14 protein-coding genes and 1 pseudogene are annotated in these 15,968 nt (G+C 64.0%); 13 read left to right on the forward strand and 2 right to left on the reverse strand.

From position 1 onward, the window contains the following. Positions 1 to 23 precede the first annotated feature (23 nt). Positions 24 to 794, forward strand: a complete 771-nt coding sequence (locus tag LGH82_RS11515; protein ID WP_227348603.1) for an SDR family NAD(P)-dependent oxidoreductase — start codon at positions 24 to 26, stop codon at positions 792 to 794. Then, complete coding sequence (locus LGH82_RS11520) at positions 791 to 2,317, forward strand: acyl-CoA synthetase (protein ID WP_227348604.1); 1,527 nt, start codon at positions 791 to 793, stop codon at positions 2,315 to 2,317. The genes LGH82_RS11515 and LGH82_RS11520 overlap by 4 nt, the downstream gene beginning before the upstream one ends. A 44-nt stretch (positions 2,318 to 2,361) precedes the next feature. Here the strand turns inward: LGH82_RS11520 and LGH82_RS11525 are convergent, their stop codons facing one another. Further along, complete coding sequence (locus LGH82_RS11525; RefSeq protein ID WP_227348605.1) at positions 2,362 to 2,598, reverse strand: biotin/lipoyl-containing protein; 237 nt, start codon at positions 2,596 to 2,598, stop codon at positions 2,362 to 2,364. Positions 2,599 to 2,842: 244 nt separating this feature from the next. Here LGH82_RS11525 and LGH82_RS11530 point away from each other — a divergent pair, with 244 nt between their 5' ends. The 5 genes and pseudogenes from LGH82_RS11530 to LGH82_RS33285 all read left to right on the forward strand — a co-directional run bounded on the left by LGH82_RS11530 (position 2,843) and on the right by LGH82_RS33285 (position 7,121). Beyond that, positions 2,843 to 3,850: an alpha-ketoacid dehydrogenase subunit beta gene (locus LGH82_RS11530; protein ID WP_227348606.1), complete on the forward strand. Its 1,008-nt coding sequence runs from the start codon at positions 2,843 to 2,845 to the stop codon at positions 3,848 to 3,850. Further along, positions 3,847 to 4,881, forward strand: a complete 1,035-nt coding sequence (locus LGH82_RS11535; RefSeq protein WP_227348607.1) for a thiamine pyrophosphate-dependent dehydrogenase E1 component subunit alpha — start codon at positions 3,847 to 3,849, stop codon at positions 4,879 to 4,881. Before LGH82_RS11530 ends, LGH82_RS11535 begins: the two co-directional genes overlap by 4 nt. 19 nt (positions 4,882 to 4,900) lie before the next feature. Then, positions 4,901 to 5,911 carry a hypothetical protein gene (locus tag LGH82_RS11540; RefSeq protein WP_227348608.1) on the forward strand — a complete coding sequence of 337 codons (1,011 nt, stop codon included), beginning with the start codon at positions 4,901 to 4,903 and terminating at the stop codon, positions 5,909 to 5,911. Beyond that, a pseudogene (locus LGH82_RS33280) lies at positions 5,908 to 6,276 on the forward strand (CoA transferase); the annotation flags it as partial. The gene LGH82_RS11540 and the pseudogene LGH82_RS33280, both read left to right, overlap by 4 nt. Positions 6,277 to 6,344: 68 nt before the next feature. After that, a complete protein-coding gene (locus LGH82_RS33285; RefSeq protein ID WP_264484398.1) occupies positions 6,345 to 7,121 on the forward strand; it encodes a CoA transferase in 777 nt (258 codons plus the stop codon). A 34-nt stretch (positions 7,122 to 7,155) separates the two neighbouring features. On the opposite strand, the gene LGH82_RS11550 is transcribed toward LGH82_RS33285, so the two are convergent. Further along, the gene (locus tag LGH82_RS11550) at positions 7,156 to 9,480 is read right to left on the reverse strand and encodes a transketolase-like TK C-terminal-containing protein (RefSeq protein ID WP_227349555.1); all 2,325 of its coding nucleotides are present in this window, start codon (positions 9,478 to 9,480) and stop codon (positions 7,156 to 7,158) included. A 194-nt stretch (positions 9,481 to 9,674) separates the two neighbouring features. Between LGH82_RS11550 and LGH82_RS11555 the strand changes: the two genes are divergently transcribed. The 6 genes from LGH82_RS11555 (at position 9,675) to LGH82_RS11580 (ending at position 15,937) form a co-directional block, all read left to right on the forward strand. Beyond that, on the forward strand, positions 9,675 to 10,148 hold the full coding sequence (locus tag LGH82_RS11555) for an Lrp/AsnC family transcriptional regulator (RefSeq protein WP_227348609.1): 474 nt from the start codon (positions 9,675 to 9,677) through the stop codon (positions 10,146 to 10,148). Between the two features lie 91 nt (positions 10,149 to 10,239). Next, on the forward strand, positions 10,240 to 11,091 hold the full coding sequence (locus tag LGH82_RS11560) for a MurR/RpiR family transcriptional regulator (protein ID WP_227348610.1): 852 nt from the start codon (positions 10,240 to 10,242) through the stop codon (positions 11,089 to 11,091). A gap of 107 nt (positions 11,092 to 11,198) precedes the next feature. Beyond that, positions 11,199 to 11,993 carry an SDR family oxidoreductase gene (locus LGH82_RS11565; RefSeq protein ID WP_227348611.1) on the forward strand — a complete coding sequence of 265 codons (795 nt, stop codon included), beginning with the start codon at positions 11,199 to 11,201 and terminating at the stop codon, positions 11,991 to 11,993. After that, positions 11,993 to 13,522, forward strand: a complete 1,530-nt coding sequence (locus tag LGH82_RS11570) for a mannitol dehydrogenase family protein (protein ID WP_227348612.1) — start codon at positions 11,993 to 11,995, stop codon at positions 13,520 to 13,522. Before LGH82_RS11565 ends, LGH82_RS11570 begins: the two co-directional genes overlap by 1 nt. A gap of 133 nt (positions 13,523 to 13,655) precedes the next feature. Further along, the gene (locus LGH82_RS11575) at positions 13,656 to 14,837 is read left to right on the forward strand and encodes a Gfo/Idh/MocA family protein (RefSeq protein ID WP_227348613.1); all 1,182 of its coding nucleotides are present in this window, start codon (positions 13,656 to 13,658) and stop codon (positions 14,835 to 14,837) included. Positions 14,838 to 14,911: 74 nt separating this feature from the next. Then, positions 14,912 to 15,937: an ABC transporter substrate-binding protein gene (locus tag LGH82_RS11580; protein WP_319799947.1), complete on the forward strand. Its 1,026-nt coding sequence runs from the start codon at positions 14,912 to 14,914 to the stop codon at positions 15,935 to 15,937. The last annotated feature ends 31 nt before the right edge of the window (positions 15,938 to 15,968 follow it).

Genomic DNA, 15,968 nt, shown 5'->3' on the forward strand with positions numbered 1-15,968 from the left:
CAGGACACAGGGAGGAACCAGCCATGACGCAATCGCTGTCGGGAAAGGTAGCCGCCATAACCGGTGCGGCACGCGGCATCGGCGATGCGATTGCCGCTCGTTTCCTAGAGGAAGGCGCCAGGGTCTTCTCGCTCGATCTCAGCGAACCGGACGAAAGGCGCGAAGGCGTAACCTATCTGACCGCCGACGTTGCGAACACCGAAAGCGTCGCCGAGGCCTTCCGCAGCATCGACCGTGAGGCCGGATGCATTGACGTGCTGGTCAACAATGCCGGCGTGCAGCGGGTTGCCCTCGCCGAAAACATGCTGATCGAGGACTGGCATCTGGTTCTCAACACCCACTTGACCGGCATGCATCTATGCTGTGCACAGGCGATACGCCGCATGCGGGAGCGAGGCACCGGCGGTGCGATCGTCAGCATCGCGTCAGCCGCGGGCATTGTCGGCATCCCCGGACGTGGACCCTACAGCGCCGCGAAGGCAGGCATCGAAAGCCTGACGCGCGTCTACGCCACGGAGGTCGCGTCCGCCAACATCCGCGTCAATGCGGTGGCTCCCGGCTCCACGCGTACCAAGCTGATCGAGCAAGGGCTGAAGGACGGTTCCATCCGTGGCGAATGGCAGGTCGAACGCATTCCGATGGGGCGGCTCGCGGAGCCCGTGGAGATCGCCGATCCGGTCGTCTACCTGGCCAGCGACAGGGCAAGCTACATCACGGGCCAAACCTTGGTCGTCGATGGCGGCTGGACCGTGCAAGGGATGGTGCACATCGCAGACTGGCTGCGGGTCTCTTGATCGCGAAACCCTTCAATCTCGCTGATCATTGCGTCGGTCGCCCCGCAAGCGCGACGCCGGACAAGACGGCGTTGATCGTGGTCGGTGACGCCGATGCACCCGAACAAGCCGAGCGCTGGACCTATGCCGCCCTCGACCTTGCCGTGCGCGGCGTGGCCGCGGGGCTGCTTGCCGAGGGCCTCACTGCCGGCGACAGGATCATGCTGCGCCTGCCCAACACCAGCGACTATGCGCTGCTGTTCTTCGGCGCCATCTCGGCCGGCCTCGTGCCGATTCCCGTGTCCTCGCAACTGACGGAAGGTGAAGCCGCTTTTTTGCTCGACGATTCCGCCGCCTCAGCCATCGTGCGAACCGGCCCATTGGCAATCGCTTCGATCCCGCCGGGCTGCAAGATCATCGACGAAAAAGCGATCGCCCGCCTCAAGGCGTCGGTACCGCTTCCCGCCCATGCGGACACGGAGGCCGAAGCGCCGGCCTTCATGATCTACACATCCGGCACGACCAGCCGGCCCAAGGGCGTCGTTCACGCGCATCGCACCGCGCTTGGCCGGGCACCAATGCACCGCGACTGGCAAGGGCTGACCTCCGATGACATCATGCTGCATGCGGGCGCCTTCAACTGGAGCTATACGCTGGGCGTCGGGTTGCTCGACCCCTGGGCCTGCGGCGCGACCGCCGTGCTCTATAACGGGCCGAGGGATATCGAGGTGTGGCCAAAGCTGATCGACGCCGCCGGTGCCACGCTTTTCGCCGCCGTGCCCTCGCTCTATCGGCAGATGCTGAAATACTGCTCGTTGACACCGGGGAGCATGCCAACGCTGCGGCATGGCCTTGCCGCCGGCGAGGCCCTGAGCCCTGCTATCCTGGAAAGCTGGCGCAGAGCTACGGGGCGCGAGATCTACGAGGCGTTTGGCATGAGCGAATGCTCGACCTTCGTCTCCAACCACGCGGGCATGCCGATCCGCCCGGGCAGCCCAGGCAAGTCGCAAGGCGGACGGCGCATCGCCATCCTGCCGCTTTCGGGTTCCAATGAGCCGTTGCCCACCGGAGACATCGGGCTGCTTGCCATCCATCGCGGCGATGCCGGCCTGATGCGCGGCTACTGGCGGCGCGCGGAGGAAGAAAACCAGGTGTTTCGCGGCGACTGGTTTGCCGGCGGTGATCTCGCCGCTTTCGATAAAGACGGCTATATCTGGTATCATGGCCGTGCCGACGACATGATGAATGCTGGCGGCTTCCGGGTCTCGCCGCTGGAGGTCGAGGCGGCATTGGCGCCCTGCCCCGGCATTGCCGAAATCGCGGTCGCCGAACACCGTGTGCGCGACGATGTATCGGTGATCGCCGCCTATGTGGTGCGCAAGGACGGCGCCAGCGTCAGCGCCGAAGACATCGTCGCCATGGCTGGCAAGCGCCTTGCCGCCTACAAATGCCCGAGGCAGGTGTTCTTCGTGCCCAGCCTGCCGCGCAGCGCCAATGGCAAACTGCTGCGCCGCGATTTGAACATGTCGGCGATATCGTCATGACCGCCGCCGCGGCCTTCGGTCGAGCCCAGTGGCTCCTCTGCCTGTCAGACCTCAAGCACGAGCGTCGGCGCGCCGGTTTTCACGTCATCGCCGACAGCAATCAGGATCTCGACCACGGTGCCGCCAAAAGGAGCCGGAATCTCGACCTGGCTCTTGTCGGTTTCGACAACAAACAGCGTCTGCCCCTCGACGACCTTGGCGCCAATCTTGGCCTGGATATCGTTGATCACGACTTCGTCGACGGCGTCGCCGACCTTGGGCATTTTGAGGGTGGAACGCATCGCCGATTCTCCGTGTGCAAGGCCTGTACTGAAGGAAATCCGCCGGTTGCCGGAAGGCCGCACGGTGGACGCGCGAGTGCGCCAGAGGGCTGTGACCGCGTCCATCCGTCGAAAGGACGCGGCTCTTCCACAGCTATAACCAGAGTGGCGTCAGGCATCAATAAAAACGTTTCCAAATTTTTTCGACTGGGCTAGCTTCATGCCCTGCACAGACGGTTGAACAGCGTATTGGGAGGTCTGAACCTTGGCTAAAATCTGGATACGGCAAGCGGTCCTGAGGGCGCTTGACGATGCGATGACGGATGATCCCAGCGTCATCGTCATGGGCGAGGATGTCGCCGTGGCCGGCGGCCCGTTCAAGGTGACCGACGGCCTGCTTGCCTCGCACGGCCCGGAACGGGTGATCGACACGCCGATTTCCGAAATGGCCTTCATGGGCGCCGCGGTCGGCGCGGCGGTCTGCGGTCTGAAGCCGGTGGTCGAGATGATGTTCATCGAGTTCATCGGAGTCGCGCTCGATCAATTGACGACGCAGGCGGCGACGATGCGCTATCTGTCTCGCGGCCGGCTGACGACGCCGCTCGTCGTGCGCGCCTCGGCCGGCGCCGGCCAGGGTTTCGGTTGCCAACACTCGCAGATGCTCGATCATTGGTTTCGGGGCACGCCGGGCCTCAAGGTCGCGGTGACCAGCAACGCCCGCACGACCTACGGCCTGCTCCGTTCCGCGATCGAGGATCCCGATCCCGTGGTGATACTCGAGCCGCGCGTGCTCTACGCCGAGCGCGAGGAATATGAATTCGACCGCAACTACCGCATTCCGCTCGGCCAGGCCGAGATCGCGCGGCAGGGAAGCGATGTGACGCTCGTCACCTGCGGCGCCATGCGGCGCGTCGCGCTGGCGGCGGCGGAGGCCAGCAGCGCCAACATCGAGGTCATCGACCTCCTGACATTGTGGCCCTGGGACCGCAAGACCGTGATGGAATCAGTTGCGCGCACCGGCCGTCTGGTCACCTTGGAAGAGGCGCCGGCCGGCAGCGGCTGGGGCGGCGACGTCGTCTCGTCGATCGCCGTCGAGGCTTTCGGCAAGCTGAAGGCCGCGCCGCACCGGATCACGCTTCCCGACGCTCCCGTGCCCTACAGCGGCGCCCTTGAAGCCCGTTTCCTGCCCAACCCGGCCTATGTGGCCGAGCAGGTGGCCGCCCTGGTCTCGACCAACAAACCGCCCCTGCCCTGGTGGAGGAATGCAGCATGACGATCTCCAATTCCAATTCCCCGATTGCCCGTCGCGAAGCCTTGCAGGACAGACTCGAGCAACTCACGCGGATGATCGAAATCCGCTTTGTCGAGGATCGCATCCAGAAGCTGTTCGCCGAAGGCCATATCCGCGGCAGCACGCATCTGGCCAGCGGCCAGGAGGCGGTTTCGGTCGGCATCGCCCGCTCGATCGATCCGGACGATATCGTCACCTGCACCTATCGCGGCCACGGCCACGCGCTGGCACTCGGCGTGACGCCGGAAGGCGTGATCGGCGAGATTTGCGGCCGCGTCATCGGCTGTGCCGGCGGCCTTGGCGGCTCGATGCATCTGGTCGAGCCGGAGGTTGGCCTGCTGCCGACCGCAGCCATTATTGGCGCCGGGCTGCCCATCGCCTGCGGGGCGGCAATGGCCGCACGGGCGCGTGGCAAGGATCGCGTCGCCGTCTCGATCTTCGGGGACGGCTCGGCCAACATCGGCGCCTTCCATGAATCGCTGAATTTCGCGGCCATCCGCAAACTGCCGGTGGTGTTCGTCTGCGAGAACAATCTCTATGGCGAATACACGCGCATCGAACTGTCGACGCCGGTCGAGGATATCGCGGTGCGTGCCGCCAGCTACGACATGCCCGGCGTCATCGTCGACGGGCAGGATGTCGACAAGGTCGCGGAGGCGATGACGACCGCTGTTGCGCGGGCGCGCCGAGGCGAAGGTCCGACCTTGATCGAAATGAAGACCTATCGCTATTCAGGCCATTCGCGATCCGACCCGGCGACGTACCGGCCGGCGGGCGAACTGGACGCCTGGTTGAAGCGCGACCCGATCGACATTCTTGCCGATAGGCTGGTCAGCGAAAGCATTCTGGCGCCAGGCGGTCTCGACCATCTGAAAGCCGAGACGCGCGATGCGGTGGAACGGGCGACGGCGGAGGTGCTGGACTCACCGGCACCAGATCTGGGAGAAATCCTGTCGCATGTCAGCGCTTCTTCGGCTGGAGGCGACCAGAGGTTCAGCTTCTGGTCACGCTAGCATCCAGGCTTGCCAAGGCATGACAAGCGAGCGTTCGGCGATCGGCATAGACGGACCGTTCTATGATGATCTGAGAATTGGCGATCGTTTCGATACGGCGCCGGCCATGCGGCTGACGGACGGCCTTGCCGCCGTTCATCACGCCATTGTCGGCGGCCGGCTCAGGCTCGCCTTCGATGCCGATTTGTCGGCGTCCGTCACCGGTAGCCAACAGCCATTCGCCGCACCGGCGCTGGTCTGGGACATCGCGATCGGGCAATCGACGCTTGTGACACAGCGGGCGATCGCCAACCTCTTCTATCGTGGCCTGTTCTTCCGCAGGGCGCCGTCTATCGGAGATACTCTCAAGACCGCCACCACGGTCATTGGGCTGCGGCCGGCCAGCGCCAAGCCCGGCCGGCCATCGCGCGGCCTCGTCACCATGCGAATCGCCACCAGCGATCAGGACGATCGGCCGGTGCTCGATTTCTGTCGTTGCGCCATGCTGCCCGCCAGGCAAGCCGAAGATAGTGGCGCGCAAGGCGAGACCGATTTGCCGAGACCCGAACTGACAGCCATGCAGGCGGCAGCGGCAGTCGAGAGCTGGAATCTCGAAGCCTATCGCAAGGCGGTCCATGGCCTGCATTTCAACGATCTGCGCGCAGGGACAGTGCATCGCCTTGCGGGCGGCGACGTGGTCAGCAGCGCGCCGGAACTGGCGCGGCTGACGATGAACCTGGCTGCTATCCATCATGACAGCACACAGTCGGGGCAACGCCTCGTCTATGGCGGCCACACGATCGGGCTTGCAGCAGCACAGCTGACCCGTGTCTTCCCGTCCCTGGTCACCATTCTCGGCTGGCACGATTGCGACCATCTCGGTCCGGTGCATGAAGGCGATACGCTGCATTCCGAGATCACCGTCGAACGCTGCGAGGCGCTGCCGTCCGGTGGCGGGCTTGTCCATCTGCGCTCCTTCGCGAGAGCGACAAATCTCTCCGGCAAGGTTTCCGACGTCCTCGACTGGCGGCTGATCGGATTGTTCGCATGAATGACGGCATCCTGTCTGGCCTCAGCGTCGTCGAGGGCTCAGCCTTCGTCGCGGCGCCGCTCGGCGGCATGACGCTGGCGCAGCTCGGCGCCGACGTCATCCGCTTCGACCAGATTGGCGGCGGGCTCGACCATCGCCGCTGGCCGGTGACGGAAAGCGGCCAAAGCCTGTTCTGGGCGGGCATGAACAAAGGCAAGCGTTCGATACAGGTCGACCTGCGCTCCCCGGAAGGACAGGACATCGTTGCGGCATTGATCACCCGGCCGGGGCCTGATCACGGCATCTTCCTGACCAACCTGCCGGCCAGGGGCGCTCTCACCTACGAAGCCCTCAAAGCACGCCGTGACGATCTCATCATGGTCGCGCTGACCGGCAACGCCGATGGTTCAAGCGAGGTCGATTACACGGTCAATTCGCGACCGGCTTTCCCGAGATCACAGGACCGCGCGGCGCCGACGAGCCCACCAACAGCGTGCTACCGGCCTGGGATATCGCCATGGGCGAGATGGCCGCCGTCGGCCTGCTCGCGGCCGACCGGCATCGCAGCCGCACCGGCAAGGGATCGCTGGTGAAACTGGCGCTATCCGACGTGGCGCTGGCCATGGTCGGCAATCTTGGGCGGCTGGCGCAAGCCGAACGTGGGGGAATGGCCGAAAAGGACGGTAACTCCCTTTACGGCGCATTCGGACGCGACTTCATCACTGCGGATGGCCGGCGCGTCATGGTGATGGCCCTGACCGACCGGCAGTGGGCCGCATTGCAGCGGGCAACGGGTCTTGACGCGGCCGGTCTCACCTCCGCGACCGGCACCGACCTTTCAACGGAAAGCGGACGTTTCGTGGCACGGGATGCCATCAGCGCTGCACTGGCGCCATGGTTTTCAGCCCGCAGCTTTGCCGAGCTCCGGCATATCCTTTCCGACGCAGGCGCTTCCTGGGGTCCTTACCAGACATTCCAGCAATTGCTGGCGGAAGACCCACGCTGTTCAACGGACAATCCGCTGTTCTCCAGGGTCGATCACCCTGGCATCGGCCCCCTGCTGACGCCGGCCTCGCCGCTCTACTTCTCATCGGCGAACCGCGTCGGTGCAAGGCGGGCGCCTTTGCCCGGCGAGCACACCGATGAGATTCTGACCAGCCTGGGATTGAGCGACGACGAGATCGGACGACTGCATGATCGCGGCATTGTCGCCGGCCCGACACGGACATGAAGACCGTGCCAGGAGCCGATGCACATCGACAGTATCAATCCAACGCGCGCAGATAGCGCATCGGTCGTCCAGCCGCGATGCCATTGCCGGCCGCCACGATCGAATTCGCGTCGATGCCGAAGTGACGGTAGAGATCGTCGATCGTTCCCGACTGGCCGAAATGCTCGACGCCAAGGCTGCGCGTGCGATGGCCGTGGACCGAACCCAGCCATCCGAGCGATGCCGGGTGGCCGTCGGTCACCGTAACTATCGCGCAGTGCGGCGGAAGATCATCAAACAGCCTTTCGACATGGCTCCTGGCATGGACGAGGCCGCGTTCGCGCGCACGGCTAGCCGCGGTCCAGCCGGCGTTCAGCCGATCGGCCGAGGTTACCGCCAGCAGGCCGACATCGCGACGGTCCTCCGCCATCATGCCGACCGCCTCGATGGCCTCCGGAGCGACCGCGCCGGTATAGGCGACGACCAACTCGGCATTCGGGCCCGGGCGGCGCAGCCAGTAGCCGCCATCGACAATGTCCTGCTCGAGCTCCGGCGTCATGGTACGGGCGACCTGTTCGACCGGCCGTGTCGACAAGCGCAGATAGACCGATCCGCCGGTCTCGTCGCGCAGCCATGTGCGCTCCGACTGCACGGCGTCGCCATCGCGCTGCATGTAATCCAGCGCAAAGCGCATGATAACGCTCAACTCGTCGACGAAGGCCGGTTCATAGGCGGCAAGCCCGTCTTGCGCCATGCCGATCAGCTGGGTGGCGATCGACTGGTGCGCGCCACCCTCGGGCGCCAGCGTCACGCCTGAGGGCGTGGCGACGAGCAGGAAGCGGGCATCCTGGTAGCAGGCATAGTTGAGCGCATCGAGGCCGCGCTGGATGAACGGGTCGTAGAGCGTGCCGATCGGCAGCAGCCGCTTGCCGAAGATCGAGTGCGACAGGCCGAGCGCCGACAGCAGGATGAACAGATTGTTCTCGGCGATGCCAAGCTCGATATGCTGGCCGGACGTGCCGAACTCCCATTTCTGCGCCGAGACGATGCGTTCGTTGCGGAACGTATCCGCCAGCGATTCCTTGGCGAAGAGCCCGCGCCGGTTCACCCATGGGCCGAGATTGGTTGAAACCGTGACATCCGGCGATGTGGTGACGATGGCGTCCGCGAGCGGTCCGCCGGCCCGCCCGATCTCATCCAGGATCCTGCCGAAGCCAACTTGTGTGGAAACGCTGCCCTTGGCTTCCGAGACAAGACGATCGGGCACGATGATGCGTTGGGCGTGACGCCGACGCTGGCCCTTGGCCGCGAACGGAACCGCGTCGAGGAACCGCTGCAGCTCCAGATCCCCGACATCCAGTCCCTCGAAGGCGTTCCACTCGCGGCCTTCGCCGACCGACATCGACGTGCGAAACGTCGCCATCTGGTCTTTTGTCATCAGACCGGAATGGTTGTCCTTGTGGCCAGCGAGCGGCAGCCCGAAACCCTTGATCGTGTAGGCGATGAAGCAGGTCGGGCGGTCGTTGCCGCGCGCCGTTTCGAACGCGTCGAGCAGGCACGGCAGGTCATGGCCGCCGAGATTGGTCATCAGCGCGGCCAGATCGGCGTCGGAACGCCGTTCGAGCAGCGACGCGACGCTGGGTGCGTTGCCAATGTCGGCCAGCAAGCGCTTGCGCCAGGCGACACCGCCCTGGAAGGTCAGCGCCGAATAAAGCTGGTTGGGACAGGCGTCGATCCAGCCGCGCAGCGCCTCACCGCCAGGTTCGGCGAAGGCCGCCTGCTGCAGTGAGCCATATTTCAGGATGACGACATCCCAGCCGAAATTGCGGAAGATGCTCTCGAAGCGCTCCCACAGGCCCTCGCGCACCACCGCATCAAGGCTCTGGCGGTTATAGTCGACGATCCACCAGCAATTGCGCAGGCCGTGCTTCCAGCCCTCCAGCAGCGCTTCGAAGATGTTGCCCTCATCCATCTCGGCGTCGCCGATCAACGCCACCATGCGGCCTTCGGCAAAATTCTCGTCACGGGCGCGCAGATAATCCTGCACCAGTGAGGCGAACAGCGTCTGGGCCACGCCCAGTCCCACCGAGCCGGTGGAGAAATCGACATCGTCGATATCCTTGGTCCGTGATGGATAGCTTTGCGCGCCGCCAAAGGCGCGGAACTGCTCGAGCTTCTCGCGTGTCTGGTTGCCCAGCAGATACTGGATGGCATGGAATATAGGGGACGCATGCGGCTTCACCGCGATGCGGTCTTCAGGCCTGAGCGCGGAGAAATAGAGCGCGGTCATGATCGTCGCCATCGAGGCTGATGACGCCTGGTGGCCGCCAACCTTCAGGCCGTCGGTGTTTTCGCGCAGATGATTGGCATTGTGGATCATCCACGCCGCCAGCCAAAGCACCTTTTTCTCCAGCGCGGAAAGCGCCTTCAATTTCCCTTTGTCCAAGCACCTTCCTCCCGCTTCTGAACCTGTCCAGCATATGTCAGGCCTACGGACGGTTTTCGCTAAACTTGCACCTCCCGCGAGATCAGTTTAGGCACTTCCATCAATTCTGGCATCAAAAATGGTGTTCCATGCCAAAAACCCGGCTCGACGATATCGACCGCAAGATCATCGATGCGCTGCAAATCGACGGACGCATGACCGCGCAGCAGCTTGCCGACAAGGTCGGCCTCTCGGCTTCGCCCTGCGCGCGCCGGGTCCGGCTGATGGAGGACATGGGTGTCATCACCAGCTACACCGCCGTCATCGACCAGGATCTCGTCGACCTGCCGATCTCCGTGTTCGCATCGATCAAGCTGGAGCGTCAGCGCGAGAACGAGCTTGAACGGTTCAGCGCAGCGATCACGCGCTGGCCGGAGGTCGTCGATTGCTACCTGATGACCGGCCAGCGCGATTACCTGCTTCGCATCGTCGTGCGGGACCTGCATGCCTATGAGCGCTTCCTGAAGGAGAAGCTGACGCGGCTCGAAGGCGTCGCCTCGATCGAATCGAGCTTTGCACTGACGCAGATCAAGCGGTCGAACCGGTTGCCGCTCGAAGCGTGATTTCAACCATTGAATTTTCCACAACGAGGAATATGGAATTATCTTTCTGGAATTCGACGCGAAACGCGCCGGCGGATGGAAGGGGGAGTCAATGGCGTCCGAACAAAGAGCTACGGACGACTACGGCAGCCTCGTCGCGGCACTGTCGGAGGGCAAATCGAAGCTGAGCAAGCGGCTGCAGCAGGTCGCCCAGTTCTTCCTCAACAATCCCGAAGACGTGGCGATCTACACCATCGTCGAGATCGCCAGGCAGGCCGGCACGCATCCGTCGACGATTTCGCGCTTTGCCAAGGAAATGGGCTTCGACGGTTTCAGCGGCCTGCAGAACGTGTTTCGCCAGCGCCTCGTCGGACCGAAGATGACCTATTCCGACCGCATGAAGGCGCTTTCCGAAGGCCCCGGCAAGCCGCTGTCGGCGGACCTCGAACTGGATGACCCGCATGTCGTGTTCGACACGTTCGTGCTGGCTGCGATGGACGCTTTGCTCAGGGTGCGCGAGGACATCGATGCCGCAACCCTGCGCGGCTTCGTCGAGGTGCTCCGGCAGTCCGGCGCCGTTCACATTGCCGCGGCGCGTGGCGCCTTCGGCGTCGGCACTTATTCCTATTACGGGTTTTCGCGGGTCGGCAAACGGGCGCATCTGATCGACAATATGGGCGCCATGCGCGAGCAACAGCTGGCAGCCATGGCGCCCGATGACGTGCTCTTCGTACTGACCTTCGACGACTACACGCCGGAGACGGTCGAGCTGGCGAAAGCCGCCCACAAGAAGGGCCGCAAACTGCTTGTCATCACCGACAATGAACTGAGCCCGGTGGCCAAACTCGGCACGCATACGCTCTATGTGAAGGAAGCCCGTCTTGGGCACTTCCGTTCGCAGGTGCCGGCGATGGTGCTGTGCCAATCGATCATCGTCAGCCTGGGCAGTCTAATAGACCGCTGAAGGGTTGATCGCCGTCTTCTGCCGCGCTTGACTCACGGCTAATGGAAACATATTTCTATAATTATAAAATTGGAAATTTTCCATTCATCGGTATTTGGGAGGGTCCGTTGATTGTAGCGCTTGAGGGCAAGACGCTTGTCGTCACCGGAGGAACGCAAGGGCTTGGCGCGACTATAGCGCGGCTGGCCTCGGCCGGCGGTGTCGAAGCCATCGCCATTGTCGGCCGCAACGCCGAGCGCGGCGCGCGCATTGCCGAAGAACTGACAAGGACTGAGCAGCCAGTCGTCTTCATCCAGGCCGACCTTGCCGAACCCGCCGCACCAGCCGCCGTGATGGCGGAAGCCATCACGAGGCTTGGCCGCGTCGACTGCCTGGTCAACGCCGCCGCCCTCACCGACCGCGCCTCAATGGAAACCGGCACCATGGATGACTGGGAAAGGCTGTTTTCCGTCAATGCGCGCGCACCTTTCTTCCTGATGCAGGCGGCGGTGGCCGATATGAAGGCACGGCAGGCACCCGGATCTATCGTCAACATCCTATCTGTGAACGCCCATTGCGGCGCTGCGGACCTCGCCATCTATTCCGCCACCAAGGGCGCGCTGTCGACGCTGACCCGCAACATCGCCAACGCGCATCTTGCCGATCGCATCCGTGTCAACGGCATCAACATGGGCTGGGTGGCGACGCCCGCCGAACAGGAGATGCAGGCACGCAAGCTCGGCAAGGGCGAAGACTGGGCCAAGGTTGCCGCGGCCGGCATGCCGCTCGGACGCCTGCTGACCATGGATGAAGTAGCCCAACTGGCGCTGTTCCTGCTCAGCGACATGTCAGGCTTGATGACCGGCACGCTGATCGACATGGAACAGGCCGTGCTCGGTGCACCAACGCGCGGAATTGCATGATGGGTTCGGACGCTCAATCTATCCGGCTTGGCACGTCGAGCCTGGACCTCCTGCCCGCGTCGGTCCGCCGCCCTGGCTATGATCGGACGCGCCTCACTCCGGGCATGCTGCATCTTGGGGTCGGCGCCTTTCATCGCTGCCACCAGGCCGAATATACCGACGACGCACTGGAATCTGCTTTCGGGCCATGGGGCATTGTCGGCGTGAATTTGCGCGCACCCGATCTCGGCTCCACGCTCGGTCCGCAAGGCGGCCTCTATTGCCGCGAGCTGCGTGACGGCAGCCAGACGGACCGCCGGTTGATCGGTGCGATGGTGGACACTATCTCGGTGCCCGGCCCGGATCAGGCCTCGCATCATGCGACGCTGAAGCGCGCGTTGGATAAGGCAAGCAGTGCCGCCATCGGCGTGGTGACCCTGACCGTGACGGAAAAGGGCTACTGCCATATTCCGGCGACGGGTGAACTCGATCTCGATCACCCCGACATCCGGCACGACATCGCCAATCCGCAATCGCCGGTCTCCGTGCCGGGTTTCGTGTTGCGCATGCTGGCGCGAAGGCTTCAATCCGGCACGCCCCTGCCGGCCTTGATCAGCTGCGACAATGTTCCAGACAATGGCTCGACCTTGCGGAACTCGGTGCTGGGCCTCGCCGCGAAGATCGATCCTGTCCTGCACGATCGCGTCGCGCGGGAAGCGCATTTCGCCAACACCATGGTCGACCGCATCGTGCCGGCGACGCGGCCGGAGGACATCGCCGCTTTCGCATCGCAGACCGGCGTGGAGGATCTGGGTCTCGTCGTCGGCGAGCCGTTTCGCATGTGGGTTCTGGAAGACCGTTTCGATGGACCGTTGCCGGCCTGGGACCGAGCCGGCGCCCTCTTCGTCAGGGATGTCGCGCCTTACGAGATCCTCAAGATGCGGGTGGTCAACGGCATCCAATCTAATCTCTGCCAGCTCGGAGTCCTGTCCGGCCTCGAATTCATGTCGGACGTGATGGCCAAGGATGGCTTCGCCCAATTCGCCGAACAAACCATCGCGCGCGAAGTGGTGCCCAACCTGCCGCCGGTCGCCGGCATAGACGTACCCGCTTATATCGCGGAAACGATTGTTCGTCTCAGGAACCCGGCGCTGAAGCACCGAACGCAGCAGATATCGACGGACGGCTCGCAGAAGATCAAGCAGCGCCTGCTTGAGCCGTTGCGCGCCGGGCTGCGTGCGGGAACGCCTTGCGACGGCCTGCTGCTTGGCATTGCCGGCTGGATGCAATATGCGAGCGGCCGCGACAGCGCCGGCCGGAAGATCGAGGTCAACGACCCGTTTGCCGAGCGCACACAGGCCATCGGAACCGCCAGCGGAGGTGATGCTGGAACTTTGGTTGATGGCATGCTGGAAATTGATGGGATCTTCGGTTTCGACCTGCGCGCGGACGCTGCAATAAGGGCTCGACTCGCCGCTGACGTGGCCAGGCTGCAGAAGCAGCCGGCGCTTTTCGTCATCCGCGATTTTCTGGCCTCTGACAGAGGCTGAAATGGACAAGAATCAGGAATTTCATAATTTGACTTTTGGAAATTCACATGCAGTACTTTATCGAAAAAAGAACGCATGGCTTGGGAGGAAGACGATGCAGGCTGGCCGGCTTCCCGGCTTGAGGGGCTGAACCATGGTTCATGCCACCAATGACGCGATCGAGACACGCAGGCTAAGGGTCGGCATGGTCGGTGGCGGCCGCGACGCCTTCATTGGCGCCGTGCATCGCCTGGCAATGCGGCTCGATGATCGCATCGAGCTCGTCGCCGGCGCACTGTCCTCCGACCCGGAGCGGGCGCGACTGTCCGCAGCCGATATCGGCATTGCGGCCGACCGCGCCTATTCCAGCTACCAGGAGATGGCGGCGGCCGAGGCGGCGCGTGCTGACGGCATTGAGGCGGTGGTGATCGTCACGCCGAACCATATGCACGCGCCAGTAGCCGCAGCCTTTCTCGACGCAGGCATCGACATCATCTGCGACAAGCCGCTGTCAGCCACATTGCAGCAGGCCGAGGACCTGGCACGACGCGCCGCGAAAAGCGGACTGGTGTTTGCCGTCACCTTGAACAACACCGGCTACGCCATGGTGCGCGAGGCGCGCGCCATCGTCGCCTCCGGCGCGCTGGGCAAGATCCGCATCGTGCGCGCCGAATATATCCAGGACTGGCTGACGCTGCCGATCGACGCCGACGGCCAGAAGCAGGCGGAATGGCGCACCGACCCCGCACGCGCCGGGCGCTCGGCCTGCCTCGCCGATATCGGCGTGCACGCCTACAGCCTGGCCCAGTTCGTCACCGGCCAAATGCCGGACGCCATTGCCGCCGACCTGACGACCTTCGTGCCCGGCCGGCGACTGGACGACAACGCCCATGTGCTGATGCGCTACGCCAGCGGCGCGCGCGGCGTGCTCATCGCCAGCCAGGTGTCGCCTGGAAATTACAACCGCCTCTCGCTCAAAGTGTATGGCGAAAAGGCCGGCCTGGAATGGTTCGCGCATGAGCCGGAGGTGCTGCATTTCGCGGCATTCGGCGAACCTGCCCGAACCCTGACGCGTGGCGGACCGGGCGTCGGCCAGGCAGCCGGCTCGGTATCGCGCATGCCGGCCGAGCATCCGGAAGGCTATGTCGAGGGGTTTGCCAATCTCTACCGCGACGCCGCGGCGCTGATTGCCGCCCGCCGCGCCGGCAGGACACCCGACCCGGCCCTTGTCGCCGCGGTGCCCAACATTCATGATGGCCTCGTCGGCATGCGTTTCATCGAGGCGGCCGTGGATTCCCATGACAATGGAGGAGCATGGACCACGATCGCCGCGTGATCACCCAATCCGCGACGGAGAGGTTTTCCGTACGGTAAATACAGAACTGAACAGTGGAGGAGTTACACATGAAAATGCTTAAGAAGATCGGGCTTGCCGCGCTCGTGGCAGGCCTATGCTCGACCGCAGCGATGGCGGCGGGAAAGACCTACACGATCGGTGTTTCCAACACCGTGCAGGGCAATGGCTGGCGTGAAGAGATGATCTGCGCGATCAAGGCGCAGGCGCTCGCTTCGGGCGAGGTCGCCAAGCTCAACATCGCCCACCGTAATACCGACGCGGCCGGCCAGCTGGAAGACCTGCGCAACCTGATCAGCGCCAAGGTCGATGCCATCGTCGTCAACCCGGCCGATCCGGCGGGCATCAAGGCGGCCCTTGCCGAAGCCACCAAGGCTGGCATCGTCGTCGTCGCCGTCGACCAGGCGGTTACCGAGCCCTCGGCCTACATCATCTCCAACAACCAGGAAAAATACGCCTATCTGGGCGCCAAGTGGCTGTTCCAGCAGATGGGCGGCAAGGGCGGCGTCGTCTACATGCGTGGTGCCGCTGGCGCCTCGGCCGACAGCGACCGCGACAAAGGCTTCAAGGAAGCGCTCAAGGAATTTCCGGACGTGAAGGTCGTGCATGAGGTCTTCACCGGCTGGCAGCAGGACCAGGCCAAGCAGCAGATCCTCGACTTCATCGCCACCGGAACGCCGTTCACCGGTATCTGGACGTCTGGCATCGACAACGTGATCGTCGACGCTCTGACGGAGTCCCAGACAGCGCTGGTGCCGATCGTCGGCGCCGACAATGCTGGCTTCGTCGGCCAGCTCAACAAGGTCGAAGGCCTCAAGGGCGCCGCGGTCACCAATCCGGGCTCGATCGGCGGCGCTGGCGTGACGCTCGCCCTGCAGATCCTCGACGGCAAGAAGCCGGCTCAGCAGACCGTGCTGGTCGAGCCGTCGCTGTGGGAAAACGTCACCGATGCCGGCAAGGCTCAGCTGAAGTCGGCGGCCGATCCGTCGCTTTCGCCCGAGTGGCCGGTGTCGATCTCGATCCCGAACTGGACGACCTACACCAAGGACCAGATCGTGGCCTGCAAGGGCCCCGGCGAATAATCGACCGACCTGAAACGACAAGCAGGGACGG

This window comes from Mesorhizobium sp. PAMC28654 (assembly GCF_020616515.1).
Classification (GTDB): Bacteria; Pseudomonadota; Alphaproteobacteria; order Rhizobiales; family Rhizobiaceae; genus Mesorhizobium.